General features: G+C 57.0%; 16 protein-coding genes and 1 pseudogene. All 17 read left to right on the forward strand.

The window, feature by feature from the left end:
• The first annotated feature begins 7 nt into the window (after positions 1-7).
• Positions 8-1,735, forward strand: coding sequence for an OmpA family protein (locus PMM47T1_RS27835; protein WP_008375570.1), 1,728 nt, complete (start codon positions 8-10; stop codon positions 1,733-1,735).
• A gap of 15 nt (positions 1,736-1,750) precedes the next feature.
• Positions 1,751-2,242, forward strand: a complete 492-nt coding sequence (locus PMM47T1_RS27840) for an Hcp family type VI secretion system effector (RefSeq protein WP_008375571.1) — start codon at positions 1,751-1,753, stop codon at positions 2,240-2,242.
• A gap of 143 nt (positions 2,243-2,385) precedes the next feature.
• A complete protein-coding gene (tssH, locus tag PMM47T1_RS27845; RefSeq protein WP_008375572.1) occupies positions 2,386-5,043 on the forward strand; it encodes a type VI secretion system ATPase TssH in 2,658 nt (885 codons plus the stop codon).
• A gap of 2 nt (positions 5,044-5,045) precedes the next feature.
• Positions 5,046-7,445 (forward strand): type VI secretion system Vgr family protein, encoded by a 2,400-nt coding sequence (locus PMM47T1_RS27850; protein ID WP_008375573.1) that lies wholly within the window; start codon positions 5,046-5,048, stop codon positions 7,443-7,445.
• 10 nt (positions 7,446-7,455) lie between these two features.
• Positions 7,456-8,247 (forward strand): DUF4123 domain-containing protein, encoded by a 792-nt coding sequence (locus PMM47T1_RS27855; protein ID WP_008375574.1) that lies wholly within the window; start codon positions 7,456-7,458, stop codon positions 8,245-8,247.
• Entirely contained in the window at positions 8,240-9,016 is a 777-nt protein-coding gene (locus PMM47T1_RS29400) for a YceK/YidQ family lipoprotein (RefSeq protein ID WP_081492730.1), read from the forward strand. Before PMM47T1_RS27855 ends, PMM47T1_RS29400 begins: the two co-directional genes overlap by 8 nt.
• Before the next feature lie 133 nt (positions 9,017-9,149).
• Positions 9,150-9,677, forward strand: a complete 528-nt coding sequence (locus PMM47T1_RS29405) for a DUF3304 domain-containing protein (RefSeq protein WP_157213097.1) — start codon at positions 9,150-9,152, stop codon at positions 9,675-9,677.
• On the forward strand, positions 9,665-9,964 hold the full coding sequence (locus PMM47T1_RS27860; protein ID WP_008375576.1) for a hypothetical protein: 300 nt from the start codon (positions 9,665-9,667) through the stop codon (positions 9,962-9,964). The genes PMM47T1_RS29405 and PMM47T1_RS27860 overlap by 13 nt, the downstream gene beginning before the upstream one ends.
• A gap of 3 nt (positions 9,965-9,967) precedes the next feature.
• Positions 9,968-10,504 carry a DUF3304 domain-containing protein gene (locus tag PMM47T1_RS29410; protein ID WP_238536667.1) on the forward strand — a complete coding sequence of 179 codons (537 nt, stop codon included), beginning with the start codon at positions 9,968-9,970 and terminating at the stop codon, positions 10,502-10,504.
• Positions 10,492-10,791, forward strand: a complete 300-nt coding sequence (locus tag PMM47T1_RS27865) for a hypothetical protein (RefSeq protein WP_008375578.1) — start codon at positions 10,492-10,494, stop codon at positions 10,789-10,791. Before PMM47T1_RS29410 ends, PMM47T1_RS27865 begins: the two co-directional genes overlap by 13 nt.
• Before the next feature lie 3 nt (positions 10,792-10,794).
• On the forward strand, positions 10,795-11,325 hold the full coding sequence (locus PMM47T1_RS29415; protein ID WP_238536668.1) for a DUF3304 domain-containing protein: 531 nt from the start codon (positions 10,795-10,797) through the stop codon (positions 11,323-11,325).
• Positions 11,313-11,612, forward strand: a complete 300-nt coding sequence (locus PMM47T1_RS27870) for a hypothetical protein (RefSeq protein WP_008375578.1) — start codon at positions 11,313-11,315, stop codon at positions 11,610-11,612. Before PMM47T1_RS29415 ends, PMM47T1_RS27870 begins: the two co-directional genes overlap by 13 nt.
• A gap of 3 nt (positions 11,613-11,615) precedes the next feature.
• Positions 11,616-12,149 (forward strand): DUF3304 domain-containing protein, encoded by a 534-nt coding sequence (locus PMM47T1_RS29420; protein WP_238536669.1) that lies wholly within the window; start codon positions 11,616-11,618, stop codon positions 12,147-12,149.
• Complete coding sequence (locus tag PMM47T1_RS27875) at positions 12,137-14,476, forward strand: T6SS phospholipase effector Tle1-like catalytic domain-containing protein (protein ID WP_008375581.1); 2,340 nt, start codon at positions 12,137-12,139, stop codon at positions 14,474-14,476. The genes PMM47T1_RS29420 and PMM47T1_RS27875 overlap by 13 nt, the downstream gene beginning before the upstream one ends.
• A complete protein-coding gene (locus PMM47T1_RS27880) occupies positions 14,473-14,736 on the forward strand; it encodes a PAAR domain-containing protein (RefSeq protein WP_008375582.1) in 264 nt (87 codons plus the stop codon). Before PMM47T1_RS27875 ends, PMM47T1_RS27880 begins: the two co-directional genes overlap by 4 nt.
• Positions 14,737-14,876: 140 nt before the next feature.
• On the forward strand, positions 14,877-15,854 hold the full coding sequence (locus PMM47T1_RS27885) for a hypothetical protein (protein WP_043301632.1): 978 nt from the start codon (positions 14,877-14,879) through the stop codon (positions 15,852-15,854).
• Positions 15,841-16,676: pseudogene (locus tag PMM47T1_RS27890) on the forward strand (ImcF-related family protein); the annotation flags it as partial. The gene PMM47T1_RS27885 and the pseudogene PMM47T1_RS27890, both read left to right, overlap by 14 nt.

Here is a 16,676-nt window from a genome sequence, read left to right on the forward strand (position 1 = left end):
TGGTGGTATGACGCTCAAATTGACACAAAACCTTTGGCTGTGGGGCGGCACGCTTGCCTTGATGCTGCTGATGGTCATACCGTTCGCCGGCTGGATAAGTGCCGTGGCGGCATTGGTCGTTGTGATTGTGGTCGCCTGGGCCTGGGTCCGGGTGGGGCGCCGTTTTGCACGGCAGGGCCAGCAGTTGGTGTTGGTCGGCGATACCTCCCTGCCACCAACTGCCTACCGTCAACCGGTGATATTGGTCTGTGGCGATGGCCTGAGTGGTCTATTCGGTGCGGTGCCAGCTGACCAATTGGCCCTGCGCACCACCCCGCAGGGGTGTTATGTGCGTATCCCCAGCCTTGAGCAACTATTACCGATCACCACGGGCATCCAGGCCTTGCGCCCGGACTGGGGTGGGCAACTCAGCGTAATGTTTGTTGCCAACCCCGGCGAGCACACCGACGCCGCAGAGCTTGCGGGTCAGGTGCGCGTCTTTTGCCATCAGCTCGCCCTGGTGCGCAAGCGCGGCCTGGCACTGCCGCTAATGCTGGTGAGTTATGTGCAAGCCGCAAAAGGCGAAAGGACCTGGTTCAGTTGGGAGGCCGGTCAACCCAGCCCTCTGGTGCGCGAGGCTGGTGCCTGTATCAGCCTGACCGACTGGCAGCGACAGGCCGCCGACAGTGCAACCTACGCCGCACGTTTGTGCAGTAGCGTTCAGGTCAGCAGCGTGGCGACGTGGCTAAAGGAAACACTACTTCCGCACTTCGAGCCCCTTGACACTCATCACCCACTGGCCTGCGCCATCACCCTGGTACCGGTTCTACCCCTACGGGTCGCCGGCAATCTGTGGCAACAATGGCTACGTGACAAGGTGGGGTTGAGTGATGCCGGGCAACCGCTGGTGGAGGTAAGTCCGGCCTTACCGTTTCCTGATCCCTTGCTGGACTTGCTGCCGCTCCACACCCGGTGTTCCCCAGTCCTGTGGGCGAGTGCTGTGGCGTGCTGGTTGTTTGCGGTAGCTGGCGTCGTGGCCCTGGCCAGTTCGGCCTGGCAGAACAACCTGCTGCTGCGTCAGGTCAGTGATGATCTGCGGCGCTATACCTCCCTTCCCCCAGCTGAACGGCGTGACCAACCCCAGTTCGCCTTGCGTGAAAGCGCCGTGGCCGTGCTGCGCCAGGACGCCACGCGTCTGGACGAATACTACCGGCAGGGCGAACCGTTGGCACTGGGCCTGGGCCTGTATCGCGGCGAACTGTTGCGGCTGCCTCTGCTGGCGACTATCGCCAGGCATCGACAACCGCCCAAAGCCCCCCCGCTTGCGAAGATTCCCGAACCGGTGCGCCTGGACAGTCTGTCACTGTTCAGCACGGGCAGTGCCGACCTCAAGCCGGGCTCGACCAAGGTGCTGATCAACGCCCTGGTCAACATCCAGGCCCAGCCGGGTTGGTTGATTGTCATCGCCGGGCATACCGATGTCACCGGCAGCCCTGAGCAAAACCTTGAACTGTCCCGCGCCCGGGCCGCCTCGGTGCGTGACTGGATGCAGCGCATGGGCGACATCCCTGACAGTTGTTTTGCGGTCCAGGGCTTTGGTGCCAACCAGCCAGTGGCCAGCAATGACACCGAGGTTGGGCGTGCTGCCAACCGTCGCGTCGATATCCGTCTGGTGCCGGAAGTGGGGGCCTGCGCGCTGCCCACTGCGGCGCTGGACAGACACCCTCTGTCGCATCCAGCGGCATTCAAATTTTGAGAAAAGGAGCTTCACATGGCTATTCCCGTTTACCTCTGGCTGCAAGATGACGGCGGCGCTGAAATCAAAGGGTCCGTGGATGTACAAAAGCGCGAAGGCAGCATCGAAGTGATCGCCCAGGACCACAGCCTGTACATCCCTACCGACAACAACACCGGCAAGCTGACCGGCACCCGGGTCCACACCCCGTTCTTGTTCTCCAAGGAAATCGATGCTTCCAGCCCTTACCTGTACAAGGCGGTGACCACCGGCCAGACCCTCAAGAGCGCCGAGTTCAAGTGGTATCGCATCGATGACGCCGGCCAGGAAGTCGAGTACTTCATCACCAAGCTGGAAAACGTCAAGGTCGTAAAAGTCGCGCCAAAAATGCACGACGTCAAAGACCCAAGCAAGGAAAGGCACAACCACCTGGAGCAGATTGAGCTGCGCTACGAGAAGGTCACCTGGACCTACACCGACGGCAACATCATTCACTCCGACTCCTGGAACGAACGCCAGAGCGCCTGACGCGAGAGGACTGGCAGGCGGGTTTCCGTCTGCTGGTTTGCGGTGCGTTGGGTTGAGCGTCCGTTCGCGGGCGCTCAGCCAAACATATCGAACTGTCTGTGCTGTAGACGGCACACCGAAAATCCACAACAGGGATGTATCCCATGGCCCAGAGTTCTGCCCGTTTGCTTCGCCGCCTCAATCCCTATTGCGCTCAGGCACTGAGCGCGGCGGCATCCTTGTGCCAGAGCCGCGCCCATGGGCTGATCAGTATCGAGCACTGGCTGCTCAAGTTGCTGGAGCAGGGCGAAGGCGACCTGACCCTCATCGCCCGGCGCTACGAATGGGACATGGATGCGATCTGGCGCGGCCTGCTCGACCACCTCGACAGTCTGCCGCACAGTGTGCAGGGCAAACCGCAGCTGTGCGGCAAGCTGCAACAGTTGATCAAGAACGCCTGGCTGCAGGCCTCCCTGGACGGCAACAACGATACGTTGCGCTCGGCCCACCTGCTCGGCGCACTGCTGGAGACGCCCAGCCTGCTCACCTGTGATGCCGCCTGGCCGCTGCTCAGTATCAGCGACACCCAGTTACAGCGTTTATTCGACATGCTCGATCAGCATTCCGAAGAGCGGCCACAGGTGCAACAAGAGGCCGTGCTGAACCGAACCGAGACCTCTGTAACGCAGGCTTCATCCAGTGCGGATAAGTCAGATGCCCTGAAAGTCATCTTGGACAAATTCACCCAGGACGTCACTGCCAAAGCCAGGGCAGGGCAGATCGACCCGGTGTTCGGCCGTGACGATGAGATTCGCCAGGTCATCGACATTCTCAGTCGCCGGCGCAAGAACAACCCGATCCTGGTGGGCGAACCCGGGGTGGGTAAAACCGCGCTGGTTGAAGGTCTTGCATTGCGCATCGTTGAAGGCAATGTCCCCGACAGCCTCAAGCCGGTCAGCGTACGCACCCTGGATCTAGGTCTTCTACAAGCGGGTGCCGGGGTAAAAGGCGAGTTCGAACAACGCCTGAAAAACGTCATCGACGCCGTGCAGCAATCACCGCACCCGGTGCTGCTGTTTATCGACGAAGCCCACACCCTGATCGGCGCCGGCAACCAGGCCGGCGGTGCTGACGCCGCCAACCTACTCAAGCCCGCCCTGGCGCGCGGCGAGTTGCGCACCATCGCTGCCACGACCTGGAGTGAATACAAACAGTATTTCGAACGCGACGCTGCTCTGGAGCGACGTTTTCAGATGGTCAAGGTCGACGAGCCGAACGACGCCAACGCCAGCCTGATGCTGCGTGGCCTCAAGGCTCGCTATGCCAGCCACCATGGCGTGCATATTCTGGATGCGGCGGTAAAGGCGGCGGTCAATCTCTCGCGGCGTTACCTGACGGGTCGCCAACTGCCGGACAAAGCCGTCGATCTGCTGGATACCGCCAGCGCACGGGTACGCATGAGCCTGGACTGCGAGCCCCAGCCACTGGTCCGCCTCAAGGCCCAGCAGACCGCCCTGGAGCTGGAACGCCAAGCCCTGGAAGAAGACCAGCTACTGAGTGGCAGCTCTGCAGGCGAGCGGCTGGCGATCATTGCCGCGCAACACGCCGACTTGCACCACCAGCAACTAGCGCTTGAGGAACAATACCGACGCGAACTCGACCTCACCCAACAACTGCTCGATGCCCGACAGGCCGAATCACCCCGGATGGACGCTTGCCTGCACCTGCAACAACAACTGAGCGACGCCCAGGGCAACCAGCCATTGCTCTCCCTGGACGTCGACGCCCGCAGCGTGGCCGAAGTGATTGCCGACTGGACCGGCGTGCCCCTGGGCAGCTTGCTCAAGGACGAACAAGCCAACCTGCTGGAGCTGGAACAGCAACTGGGCGAACAGGTGATCGGCCAGGACCATGCCCTCGGTGCCTTGGCTCAACGCCTGCGTGCCGCCAAAACTGGCCTGACAGACGAAAAAGCGCCACTGGGCGTGTTCCTGCTGGTGGGCACCAGCGGCGTCGGCAAGACTGAAACCGCCCTGGCCCTGGCCGACAAGCTGTTTGGCGGTGAAAAGTCCCTCATCACCATCAACCTCTCGGAATACCAGGAAGCCCACACCGTCAGCCAGCTCAAAGGCTCGCCGCCTGGCTACGTCGGTTATGGCCAGGGCGGTGTGCTCACCGAAGCGGTACGCCAACGTCCTTACAGCGTGGTGCTGCTCGATGAGGTAGAAAAAGCGCACCGCGACGTCCTCAACCTGTTTTATCAGGTCTTCGACCGTGGCTGCATGCGCGATGGTGAAGGGCGGGAAATCGACTTTCGGAATACGGTCATTCTCATGACCTCCAACCTGGGCAGCGATGAACTGCAAGCCTGCCTGCAAGAGTTCCCCGGCGCGCTGGACAGCACCCTGCACGAGTTGCTGCGCCCGATCCTGCGCGAACACTTCCAGCCGGCTTTGCTGGCCCGTTTCCAGACCTTGATCTACCGCCCACTGCAAGCCGACGCCCTCAAAGTCATCGTTGGGATCAAGCTCGGCCAGGTCGCCAAGCGCTTGCAGCGTCACTACGGGTTGGATTGCCAGGTCGACGCCGCCCTCAACGAAGCACTGGTTGCCGCCTGCCTGTTGCCTGACACAGGGGCACGCAACATCGACAGCTTGCTCAACCAGCAGATCCTGCCGGTGCTCAGTCAGCAATTGCTGCAACGCCAGGCCGCCCAGCAGAAAACCCTCGGCGTGACCCTGGGCTACAGCGATGAAGAAGGCATTGTTCTGCACTTTAGCGACGCCCAAGACACCGCGGCACCCGTCGCCATGGAGGCCTGACCATGCTCAACGAATTGCGCACTTTTTTCGATCACAGCCGTCACACACTGAGTGTTCGCGACATTGACGCACGGCTTGATGTCCTGGCTTTCGAGGGCAAAGAAGCCCTGAGCCAACCGTTCAACTACCGCGTGGAATTCACCTGCGTCGACAGCGATGTCGGCGCCGAAAAAATCCTCGGCCAGAACGCCAGTTTCAGCCTGCACGGTGCACCGCACAACCTGCCTTTCTTGGGCCTGAGTGCGCCCATGGTCAAGCCGCTACGCACGCTGCACGGTGTGGTTACTGGATTTAAACGCCTGTCTGGCTCCGTCGATGAAGCCCGTTACGAAATCACCCTGGAACCGCACTTGGCCTTGCTTGGCCAAGGCCGGCAATTTCGGATCTACCAACACCAGTCAGTGCCGCAGATCATCGAAAGCATCCTGCGCAGCCGCCACGACTTCGAAGGCCAGGACTTTCTATTCAACCTGGTGCGTGAATACCCCAAGCGCGAGCAGGTCATGCAGTACGCCGAAAGCGACCTGGCCTTCATCTCCCGCCTGCTGGCCGAGGTGGGCATCTGGTACCGCTTTACCTGCGACGAACGCCTGAAAATCGATGTAGTGGAGTTCCACGATGACCAGCGCCACTACCAATTCGACGTCGCACTGGCGTATCGCCCGCAATCAGGGCTGAGCAGCAGCGGGCAAGACGGGGCGTGGAGCCTGCAATCGAGCCATCACGTGGTGGAGCAGCACGTCAACATCCGTGCTTACCACCACCGTACCGCCAGTGCCTATCTGAATGGCGACATCGATCAAACCCGTGGTGCCAGTACCACCTACGGCGAGGCCTATCACTACGCTGAACCGTACACCGTACTGGGCGACCCTTATGCCCATGACGAAGACCTGCAAAGCGAAAGCGGTTTTTTCTATGCACGCCTGCGTCACGAGCGTTATCTCAATCGCCAGACTCAACTCAGTGGCATCAGTAGCAGTGCGACCCTAGCTCCGGGTCAGGTACTTAAAATCTCCGGCGGTGCGCCGCAAGCCTTTACACCGGGTGCGGTGATCACCCACCTGATCACCCGTGCCGCTCGCGACCGCAGTTTTGAAGTCAGCTTTGAGGCCATTCCCTACTCGGAAACGGTGTGCTTTCGTCCAGCGTTGCAAGACAAACCGCAAATCGCCGGCACCGTCCCAGCCCGCGTCACCAGCCCGCAGGAGCACGACCCTTACGGCCACATCGACATTGAAGGGCGCTACAAAGTCAATTTCCTGTTTGACCGCGACAGCTGGAAACCCGGCGAAGAAAGCCTCTGGCTGCGCTTGGCCCGTCCCTATGCGGGCGACACCCACGGCCTGCACCTGCCGCTGATCCCCGGCACCGAAGTAGCCATCGCCTTTGAACAGGGCGACCCTGACCGGCCCTACATCGCCCATGCGCTGCACGACAGTCAGCACCCGGACCACGTGACGCTGGGTAAACGCGACTACACGCGCAACGTGCTGCGCACGCCAGCCAACAACAAGCTGCGCATGGAAGACCTGCGCGGGCAGGAGCACATCAAGCTCAGTACCGAGCACGGCGGCAAAAGCCAACTCAACCTCGGGCACCTGGTCGATGCGCAGAAGCAGAAGCGCGGTGAAGGCTTTGAACTGCGCACCGATGGCTGGGGCGCAATTCGGGGTGGGAAAGGGTTGTTTATCACTGCTGATGAACAGGCCAAGGCCACCGGCGACGTACTGACCATGGAGCCGGCTTCCAGTCAGGTCCAAGGCGCGAAACAGCAAATCGCCGACTGGCAGGACATCGCTCAGGCCCACCACAGCCGCCAGCCCACTATCACCGGCTTGCAGCAGTTTCAGGACAGCGCCAAAGACCTGAATGCCTCGGCCATCCTGCTCAGTGCCCCCAAGGGCATCGGTGCAGTGACCCCCGCCAGCCTGCTGCTCAAAAGCGGCGACGCGCTGTACGTGCAAAGCAACGACGAAATCAACCTGGCCGCCGCACAGCGTCTGTCACTCCACGCGAATCAGGCCATCTCGCTGCTGGCCCAGCAAGAAGGCATGCGCCTGGTATCTGGCAAGGGGCCGCTGGAAATCGAATCCCACGGCGACGTGTTGAATCTGATTGCCCAACAGGACATCACCATGCAGTCGGTTCAGGGCCATCTGCAACTGACGGCCATGAATGGCATCACCCTGGCCTGCGGTGGCGGTTACATCCGAATCACTCCTGCGGGAGCCATCGATATCCATACCCCCGGTAAGTTGAATTTCAAAGGCCAGCACGTCTGGGAGCAGCCAGCGAGTCAGAGTTTTCCGATGCCTGAGTTGCCGCAGTCGGTGTGCGAAGAGTGTTTGAAGATCGCTCAAGGGGAAGGGGCAGGCGCCGCCATGCGTACTGCCGTCTGAGGAGAGAGAAATGCAAGAGCATTACGCACATTGGATCGACCAAATGAAAAGCCTGTGCAGCGCCGCGAACGTGGGGCATGTCGATGTACTGGTCGACCAGGCAGCCTGGGACGTTTCGATATTACCGGGTTTGCATCTTCTGCAATCGAGCATGACTTGGTTTTCTTTGTTCAGTGGAATGCCGGAAGAGTCGCTGTTGACACAGGCGCCTATCCTGATGCGAATCAGCCTCGACAATTGGCGTCATAAAGCCTGGTTGGAAGAGTTGATTGAACAAGCAGGGCCCTTGCCACGCCTCATGCTGTTGATTTCCCCCATCCCCTTTGATGCCTTGGCCAAGACTCTTCAGGGGCTGTCACAGCTTGAGTGGGGAGGCCAATCTGGGCTGCTGCGCTTTTACGACCCCCGCGTGATGCCGACGTTGTTGGCAAGCGTATTGAACGCTGAGCAAAAAGAGCAATTTATGCGTGTAGCACTGTTCTGGACCTGGTTGGACCGCGACCAGCAGCCTGTCTGGCAGCCTGGCACCTATCGTTCGAATCAACTGGCGGCAGCAACATCGACCGCTATTGCAATGACAGACGATCAGTTTGACCGGCTGGGCAGCATCAGCGATGCGCACAGTTTGCTTGGCGTTGCCAGGGAAAAGTTTCCTGAACTTTCCCATGAACAGTGTTTTGCACAGTGCTATCGCGTGGTGCTTCAAGCGAATAGTGAAAATTACTTTGGCGATTTGAAACGATACGCAAAGCAGCGATTGGACAACTATTGTCGTGAAGGAGAAGGAAGTAGTAATGAATAAAAGACTGATTAAGGTGACTGCAGTGTCAGTTTTTTTATACTGTCTTTCAGGGTGCGGTACTTTCAATGCTCGAATGGATAGTGCCGGATTTGCTGGTGGAAGTGATTACTATAAAGGAACTAATACTGATATAAAAATGCTGGGAGGACAGGGCAGTGCTGGTTATGCGACGATGTTTTGTTACGTGACCATTGTTTGTCCGTTTTTGTTTCTGGCGAGCATTCCGGCTGACCTCGTGGTGGATACGCTATTGGTACCTTATGACTACGCACGTGCGGATCGGCGGGAAGATATGGACTATGAGCGAGCGCGGTCAACGGCGATACACGGATTCGTTAGATTTGACTTTAGTGCTTCGAGTGATTTTAAAAGCGATAGGTCTTCAATTGGTTATTATGTCGACTATATAAATAAAGATAAAAGGCTTTATTTATATGTTGCAGGTGCGCCGTTGAGAAACTCTTCTATGGAGGCGTATATTCCTTTGATTAAAGGGTATGCGCCTAAAATAATACGTATTTATTACGGTGATGCCTATGCAGAGGCAAACGTGAGAATAAACTGCGGAGTGGAAAGCTCGGGCCCCGTGAGTGGTGCTGTAAATGAAGGTGGTGAGTCGGGTTCCAACGGGAATGCTTTTATTTATTATGATGGTGGGAGCAGTGTTGAAAGGAAAGAAAGTAAAATTTTTGTAGTGCCGTTTATTAACTGTAATGGCGCCAGAGTTATTGTCGGTTCTGGGTACCGCTCATCCTCGCACGCGTATTAAGGTGGTCAACTGGTGAGGTGTTGGCCGGTTGGGAATAAGTGGTTGTCTGAGCGAATAGTATTTGATGATTACTTGGGCACCATTGGTTCAGGTGTTTTTCATGTCGCACCTTATTGCAATCAAGGAGTAGGAAGTGAGCTATTTCAAAAACTATGTTTGGTGCCGTTGGGTTGGCGGTTTCTTACTTGTGCTACTCACGGGATGTTCGGTAGGAGAGTCAAAGTTTTTGGCGGGTAATTTGAATGGAGTGAATCACACTTCAGCGGCTATTAATCACTTTTCCGTGAATGGTTATGGTGGCGCCAATATATCTCCACATGGCAATCGTGGTGGGATGTGCTGTGCGATGTTGCCAAGGCAATGGCAGCCAGGCTTGAAGCTTAAAGTGGCGTGGGAAACTGATCCGAATCCTAATGCGCATTTACCTGCCTTGGGAACCGACGCTTACCGAGCGGCGTATGCCAAACATAAAGCCAATTACCAACAACACAGCGCCATAGTGGATCTGCCTCCTTACGAAGACAGGCTGTGTTCGTTGGAAGTGCATTTTCTGCCCTGTAATAAAGTCAAGGTATCAACTTCCTGTTGGCGCTATCCATCACCCAATAGCCCAATCAAGGATCCGTTGAAAATGAAGGAGCCAGCCATATGTCCGAAGTGAAGAACATTGAGTCGGTTTACGTGCTGGCCATATTTCCAAAAAAAGGGCGTCTGCCCAGTGATCCACAGAGCGTAATCAATAATTACGACCTACAAATGGCCGAGACAGAGAAATGTCGCCAGGAATTAAATGCCAAACACGGTTTGCGTGTTGATTCCAGGTACGTACACAATCTGTTTCTTGAAAGTGCAAACGAACAATTCCGGTCACAACCGCTCCAGGTTTTGAACGAAAGGCGCTTGGGATCGGCGCTTTTCGTACCGAACTTGATAACAAATAAGGAGTAGGGGGTGATCTATTTAAAAGGCAGTGCTGTGTGCCCATGGGTGGGCGGTTGTTTACTTGCGTTACTGGCCGGGTGCTCGGTGGGAGAGTCAAAGTTTTTGGCGGGTAATTTGGGCGGGGTTAATCATACGTCGGCAGCCATTAATCATTTTTCCGTGAATGGCTATGGTGGCCCCAATATATCTCCACATGGCAATCGTGGTGGGATGTGCTGTGCGATGTTGCCAAGGCAATGGCAGCCAGGCTTGAAGCTTAAAGTGGAGTGGGAAACTGATCCGAATCCTTATGCGAGACTTAAGCGAAAAGCATCCGGGTACGGTCCTGATGAAGAGGCTTACGCTAAACATAAAGCCAACTACCAACAACACAGTGCCATAGTAGATCTCCCAGCTTATGAGATAGAAAAACTGTGCTCATTAAAGGTTCACTTTTTACCGTGCAATAAAATCAAGGTCACCACTGCCTGTATGGCTTATGGCCAGCCCGGATATCCAATTAAAGAACCGTTGGAAATGAAGGAGCCAGCCGTATGTCCAAAGTGAAGAACATTGAGTCGGTTTACGTGCCGGCCATATTTCCAAAAAAAGGGCGTCTGCCCAGTGATCCACAGAGCGTAATCAATAATTACGACCTGCAAATGGCTGAAACAGAGAGGTATCGCCAGGAGTTAAATGCCAAACACGGTTTGCGTGTTGATTCCAGGTACGTACACAATCTGTTTCTTGAAAGTGCAAACGAACAATTCCGGTCACAATCGCTCCAGGTTTTGAACGAGAGGCGCTTGGGATCGGCGCTTTTCGTACCGAACTTGATAACAAATAAGGAGTAGGGGGTGATCTATTTAAAAGGCAGTGCTGTGTGCCCATGGGTGGGCGGTTGTTTACTTGCGTTACTGGCCGGGTGCTCGGTGGGAGAGTCAAAGTTTTTGGCGGGTAATTTGGGCGGGGTTAATCATACGTCGGCAGCCATTAATCATTTTTCCGTGAATGGCTATGGTGGCCCCAATATATCTCCACATGGCAATCGTGGTGGGATGTGCTGTGCGATGTTGCCAAGGCAATGGCAGCCAGGCTTGAAGCTTAAAGTGGCGTGGGAAACTGATCCGAATCCTAATGCGCATTTACCTGCCTTGGGAACCGACGCGTACCGAGCGGCGTATGCCAAACATAAAGCCAACTACCAACAACACAGTGCCATAGTAGATCTCCCAGCTTATGAGATAGAAAAACTGTGCTCATTAAAGGTTCACTTTTTACCGTGCAATCAAATCAAGGTCACCACTGCCTGTATGGCTTATGGCCAACCCGGATATCCAATTAAAGAACCGTTGGAAATGAAGGAGCCAGCCGTATGTCCAAAGTGAAGAACATTGAGTCGGTTTACGTGCCGGCCATATTTCCAAAAAAAGGGCGTCTGCCCAGTGATCCACAGAGCGTAATCAATAATTACGACCTGCAAATGGCCGAAACAGAGAGGTATCGCCAGGAGTTAAATGCCAAACACGGTTTGCGTGTTGATTCCAGGTACGTACACAATCTGTTTCTTGAAAGTGCAAACGAACAATTCCGGTCACAATCGCTCCAGGTTTTGAACGAAAGGCGCTTGGGATCGGCGCTTTTCGTACCGAACTTGATAACAAATAAGGAGTAGGGGGTGATCTATTTAAAAGGCAGTGCTGTGTGCCCATGGGTGGGCGGTTGTTTACTTGCGTTACTGGCCGGGTGCTCGGTGGGAGAGTCAAAGTTTTTGGCGGGTAATTTGGGCGGGGTTAATCATACGTCGGCAGCCATTAATCATTTTTCCGTGAATGGCTATGGTGGCCCCAATATATCTCCATATGGCAATCGTGGTGGGATGTGCTGTGCGATGTTGCCAAGGCAATGGCAGCCAGGCTTGAAGCTTAAAGTTGAGTGGGAAACTGATCCGAATCCTTATGCGAGACTTAAGCGAAAAGCATCCGGGTACGGTCCTGATGAAGAGGCTTACGCTAAACATAAAGCCAACTACCAACAACACAGTGCCATAGTGGATCTGCCTCCTTACGAAGACAGGCTTTGTTCGTTGGAAGTGCATTTTCTGCCCTGTAATAAAGTCAAGGTATCAACTTCCTGTTGGCGCTATCCATCACCCAATAGCCCAATCAAGGATCCGTTGGAAATGAAGGAGCCAGCCATATGTCCGAAGTGAAGAGCATTGAGTCGGTTTATGTGCCGGCCATATTTCCAAATAAAGGGCGTTTGCCCAGTGATCCGCAAAGCGTAATCAATAATTACGACCTACAAATGGCCGAGACAGAGAAGTATCGCCAGAAATTAAATGCCCAACGTGGCTTGCGTGGCGCTTCCACCTGCGCACGCAGTTTGCATATCAGCTTGTTTTTTGACGGTACCAACAACAACGAACCCTACGACACCTATAAGGCCATACCGCCCCATCCGACCAATATCGCCCGGCTCTACCACGCCAGCCTTGAGCAGCAGGAAACCGGTTATTTTAGTTATTACATCCCTGGCGTGGGTACTCCCTTCCCCGAGATCGGTGAGATGGACTTCAGCACGTTTGGGCTGGCCTTCGCCAATCGAGGCGAGGATAGGATCAATTGGGGGTTGCTTCAGGTAGCCAATGCCTTGTCATTTGCCCTGACCAAAGATGAATTGTCCTTGGCAACACTGCAGGCCAAGCTCAAAACAATGGCCACCACCTGGCCGCTAACCACATTGGGTAGGAACAGCCGACGCCAGGCCATGACATCGTTGCTGGAGCCCTTGCGGGCCAAGATCGCAACAGTGCAACCCAAGGTGCTGGCGATCAAGTTGTTCGTCTATGGTTTTTCCCGTGGAGCAGCGCAGGCTCGTACCTTCATTACCTGGTTGAGCGAGCTGTTCGATACCCCGGAAGGGGCTGAACACCCAGAGCAGGCATTATTGGGACTGCCGTTGACCATCGAGTTTCTTGGCCTGCTGGACACCGTGGCCTCGGTGGGCAGTGCCCGTGCCGCGCCCTTTGCTGACGGGCATATGGACTGGGCTGGTGGCACGCAGCAGTTGCCCGATGTCAAGGTATTCCCCGAGTGGATCAAGGTCTGCCGGCATTTTGTCGCCGCCCACGAACAACGCTTGTGCTTCCCACTGGACTCGATTCGCTATGCCGATGGCCTTTATCCCCCTTACGCCCGTGAGGTGATCTACCCCGGTGTGCACTCGGATGTGGGTGGCGGTTACCCACCGGGAGATCAGGGCAAGGCCCGGGGCGGTTCGGGCGAGTTGCTGTCGCAGATCGTGTTGCATGAGCTATATGCGGAGGCTTTTGCGGCTGGTGCACCGTTGACGGTACCTGAGACGGTGGTACCGGATAAGTTGCGGCAGATTCAACCTTCGCGAAAAATGGACCCTGGTACGGGGAATGAGTTCGACTTCTCGCCGATTTTGATTGATCGCTTTAACGCCTGGCGCAGCACCCTGGGCCTAGTCGAAGACAACACCCCACAAACCCCGCCGAACGGCGAATCCCTGCGTCTGGGGCATTCCCTCGAAGACGCCATGGCCGCGCAACTGGCCTGGCTTACCGGATGGCGCATCGAGCGCCTGGCCCGTGGCAGTTACGCCAATGAACCCTTCTACGGCAAGGCCATACAGACCAATGCATCGCTGCAAGAGGCGCAAAAAGCCAAACGTGAGGCTGAGATCGCCGACGCCAAATGCAAGCGCAAGCAGGCCCGAGGTCAGGAGAACGAAGCACAGCTTCTGTTGGGGACGGCCAGTCCGCCCCCTTACGAACCGGTAAAGGATCAGCAGCAGATCCGCGAAGCTGCCGTGGAGTTCGAACACGACTACCAAGGCTGGCGGCGTGATCAGAGCAGCGTGGCAGGTTGGGTAGTTGATGTAGCGCTTAGGGACACGGTGTACCTGCTCAATGACGACGACGAGCAACTTGAATATGAGCGGATCAAGGCCGAGGGTGAGGTGCGCGCCAAGGAGCTGTTTGTTGAAGTTGGGGCCAACAGCAATAAGTTTCGCGTCAGCGATTCACCGCAGAAAGCTGCGGTGGTCGCGCTGTTTGACGACCAGGTGCATGACTCACGCGCCTGGTTTTTGCACAACCTATTAAGTTCGCGGGAGATGTGGGGGGATTACTTCCGTTACCGCATGGTGTATTTCGGCGGCGAGACCAACAAACGCATGACCCCGGTGGTGGTGGCTGGGCGTGTGGTGGGCATCGCGCTGGTACTGGGCGGGGTTTACAGCATCCGTCGTCATGGCTGGAAAGGCCTGGCTGGCACGTTGGGCGCTGCGTCGGTGGGTTATCAGGTGATCAACGTCGTCAGTGGCAAAGTAGAGCCTTTCCTGCCAGGGGCGGAGAAAGTCCTGCAACCGACCTTTGCGATTGGTGAGGTGGTGGCGCAGCAAACGCAAGCCATTATTGAGGGTGAAGAAGCTCTGCGCATGCAGAGCATGCTGGACTATCTGAAGCGCACTGGTGGCTTGGTCGAGCAGGTGAAGGAGCTGGTGTCATGATGCCCCTGGTACGCATGGGCGACCCATTGCATCCCTTTGGTGGTGAGGTGTTGTCGGGGCACTACGAAGCCTTCGGCAAGCCAGTGGCCTGTGTGGACGATCAAGTCCGCTGCAATCTGCATGGCATGACGCACATTGTCGAAGGTACCTCGATTTCTACCATGGACGGCAAACCTGTGGCGCTGGACGGCCATCGTTGCGCGTGCGGTTGCCAGTTGGTCAGCACCCTGGCAGCCACTTCAATGGTTGTCGCACCATGAATCGGCCCCCTGAGTACCCCGACTTCGTTGAACCCGGCGCACCGCGTTGGCGAGGTTGGTGGTTGGGGTTGGGGCTGCTGCTCGGGGTGCAATCGACAGCTTTGCTGATGCTCTGGCCCCAGGAACAACCACGCCTGGAATTGTGGCTGTGGAGTGCGGTGCTGCCACTGTGCTGGGCGCTGCTCCTGGCGGTGCGTGTGTTGGTGTGGCAGATCGAGCTGTTCAACCGCAAGGTGTATCTGCGTACCCTGGAGGCCGCCATGCAGCGTTGGTGGCAGCGGCGCTCTCTCGGTTTGCCGGTGCAGGACGTGTTGTTGCTGGGACCTGCGGGTGATGTGCAAGAAGATTACCTGAACTTGATGAATGGCGTCTCGTCGCGCTTGGCGGTATCCGGCACCACACAGCCCATGCTGCGTTGTCCGTTGTCGATGAGCGCTCTCACCGAGCGTGCCCCGGCTTTGGCCCGACACCTGGCCCGCTTGACCCTGGCTCTCCCTGGGCTAATCGAGTGCTGGCCGCATCTGCGTGCGATTGCCTGGGTGGGGAATGAGAGCAGCCAGGCTGCTTTCGTTGAGGCGCTGGCCCGAGCGGGAGTGGTGTTGCCCGGGGCCCGTTTGCCATTACAGAACCTGACTGATCTGGATGACCTGATCGATACCTTCCATCGCGATTGCCGTGGCGAGGACGACTGGCTGTTGTGTGCCGGCGTGGTGTCGGTGACGGGCGCTGAAGAGAACGAGGTGCCCGGTGAAGCTGCTTTTCTTTGGCGGGTAAGCCGACAGGGTCGGCAGTTGTTGCATCGAGGTGAATACCTGGCGGGTGAATCACCTGCCGAACTCTGTACGCAGTTGCAGCGTTACGCCGGATTGAAAACGCCTCCGGCCACCTGCCTGGCGTTGGATAAAACCAGCCAGGAAGCATTTGTCGCAGGTGGTTGGTCAGCGGTCGAGCATCAATTGACGGGGCAATGGGGGGTGCTGGCGCACCTGGCGCCGTTTATCGCGATGTCCTTGGCATTGCTGCAAGCGGGTGATTCGGGTCAGCCCTGTGGTTGGCTGAGTCAGGATGGAAACAAACGATTGGCAATTGGAGTGGCGGTGCCTCATGGCAACAGTTAAGGAAGTGGGTAAGGGCTCATTGGTACACGTGGGGTTGGGTTACCTGCTGATCATGACAGTGCTGGTGCTGCTCGGTGGCCTGCTTTATGGCTTGTGCGGTAGCTATTTTGGTTGGCCGCAACTGCCGCTCAAACATTTAGTGCTGTGGGGCCTGGCCGTGTGGTTCGTGCTCTGCTGGTTCTGCCCGGTCATTCTGCTAGCCTGGGATCGGTTGGCGGCTCGCCAGGCGCTGAGAGTCGTGGGGCCGGATGCCGAAGCGCCGATCTCACCATTGAGTCCAGTACCCTCATCCCCAGACGCGTTAGCGGTAGGAGAGCTGCGCGATCACCTGCGCGAGCGCTACGGCTTCTTCTGGCGCCGCAAAGTCCGACTCCTATTGGTCGTCGGCGAACCTGACCAAATCGACGCCATCGCCCCCACCCTGACCAACCAGCGCTGGCTGGAAGGCCAAGGCACCGTCCTATTGTGGGGCGGCGGTGCCCAGGAGCCGCTGGAGCAGTCATTCCCTCAGCAGTGGGCTGGCCTGAGCCGCTGGCGTGCGCTGGACGGCGTGGTCTGGGCACTGAACAACACCCAGGCCGCCGATGATGCCGCGATGGGCGCGGGCGTGCACCAGTTGCAGCGCCTGGCCCGTGGCCTGAGCTGGCAGTTGCCGTTGTACCTGTGGCAGGTCTGCGACAGTGCCTGGTCTCAGGACACCCGCAAGGCACGGCCGGTAGGCTGCTTGTTGCCAGCACGCTTTGATGCGCAGGCGTTGCAAGGTCGTTTGAATAATTTGCTGGAGCCTTTGCGTCGCGAAGGCCTGGTGCAGATCAACAATAT

Source organism: Pseudomonas sp. M47T1 (assembly GCF_000263855.1).
Taxonomy (GTDB): Bacteria; Pseudomonadota; Gammaproteobacteria; order Pseudomonadales; family Pseudomonadaceae; genus Aquipseudomonas.

Coding starts and splice junctions, on each gene's coding strand:
- PMM47T1_RS27835 (WP_008375570.1), top strand. CDS start 8: ATGACGCTCAAATTGACACAAAACCTTTGGCTGTGGGGCGGCACGCTT.
- PMM47T1_RS27840 (WP_008375571.1), top strand. CDS start 1,751: ATGGCTATTCCCGTTTACCTCTGGCTGCAAGATGACGGCGGCGCTGAA.
- tssH (WP_008375572.1), top strand. CDS start 2,386: ATGGCCCAGAGTTCTGCCCGTTTGCTTCGCCGCCTCAATCCCTATTGC.
- PMM47T1_RS27850 (WP_008375573.1), top strand. CDS start 5,046: ATGCTCAACGAATTGCGCACTTTTTTCGATCACAGCCGTCACACACTG.
- PMM47T1_RS27855 (WP_008375574.1), top strand. CDS start 7,456: ATGCAAGAGCATTACGCACATTGGATCGACCAAATGAAAAGCCTGTGC.
- PMM47T1_RS29400 (WP_081492730.1), top strand. CDS start 8,240: ATGAATAAAAGACTGATTAAGGTGACTGCAGTGTCAGTTTTTTTATAC.
- PMM47T1_RS27860 (WP_008375576.1), top strand. CDS start 9,665: ATGTCCGAAGTGAAGAACATTGAGTCGGTTTACGTGCTGGCCATATTT.
- PMM47T1_RS27865 (WP_008375578.1), top strand. CDS start 10,492: ATGTCCAAAGTGAAGAACATTGAGTCGGTTTACGTGCCGGCCATATTT.
- PMM47T1_RS27870 (WP_008375578.1), top strand. CDS start 11,313: ATGTCCAAAGTGAAGAACATTGAGTCGGTTTACGTGCCGGCCATATTT.
- PMM47T1_RS27875 (WP_008375581.1), top strand. CDS start 12,137: ATGTCCGAAGTGAAGAGCATTGAGTCGGTTTATGTGCCGGCCATATTT.
- PMM47T1_RS27880 (WP_008375582.1), top strand. CDS start 14,473: ATGATGCCCCTGGTACGCATGGGCGACCCATTGCATCCCTTTGGTGGT.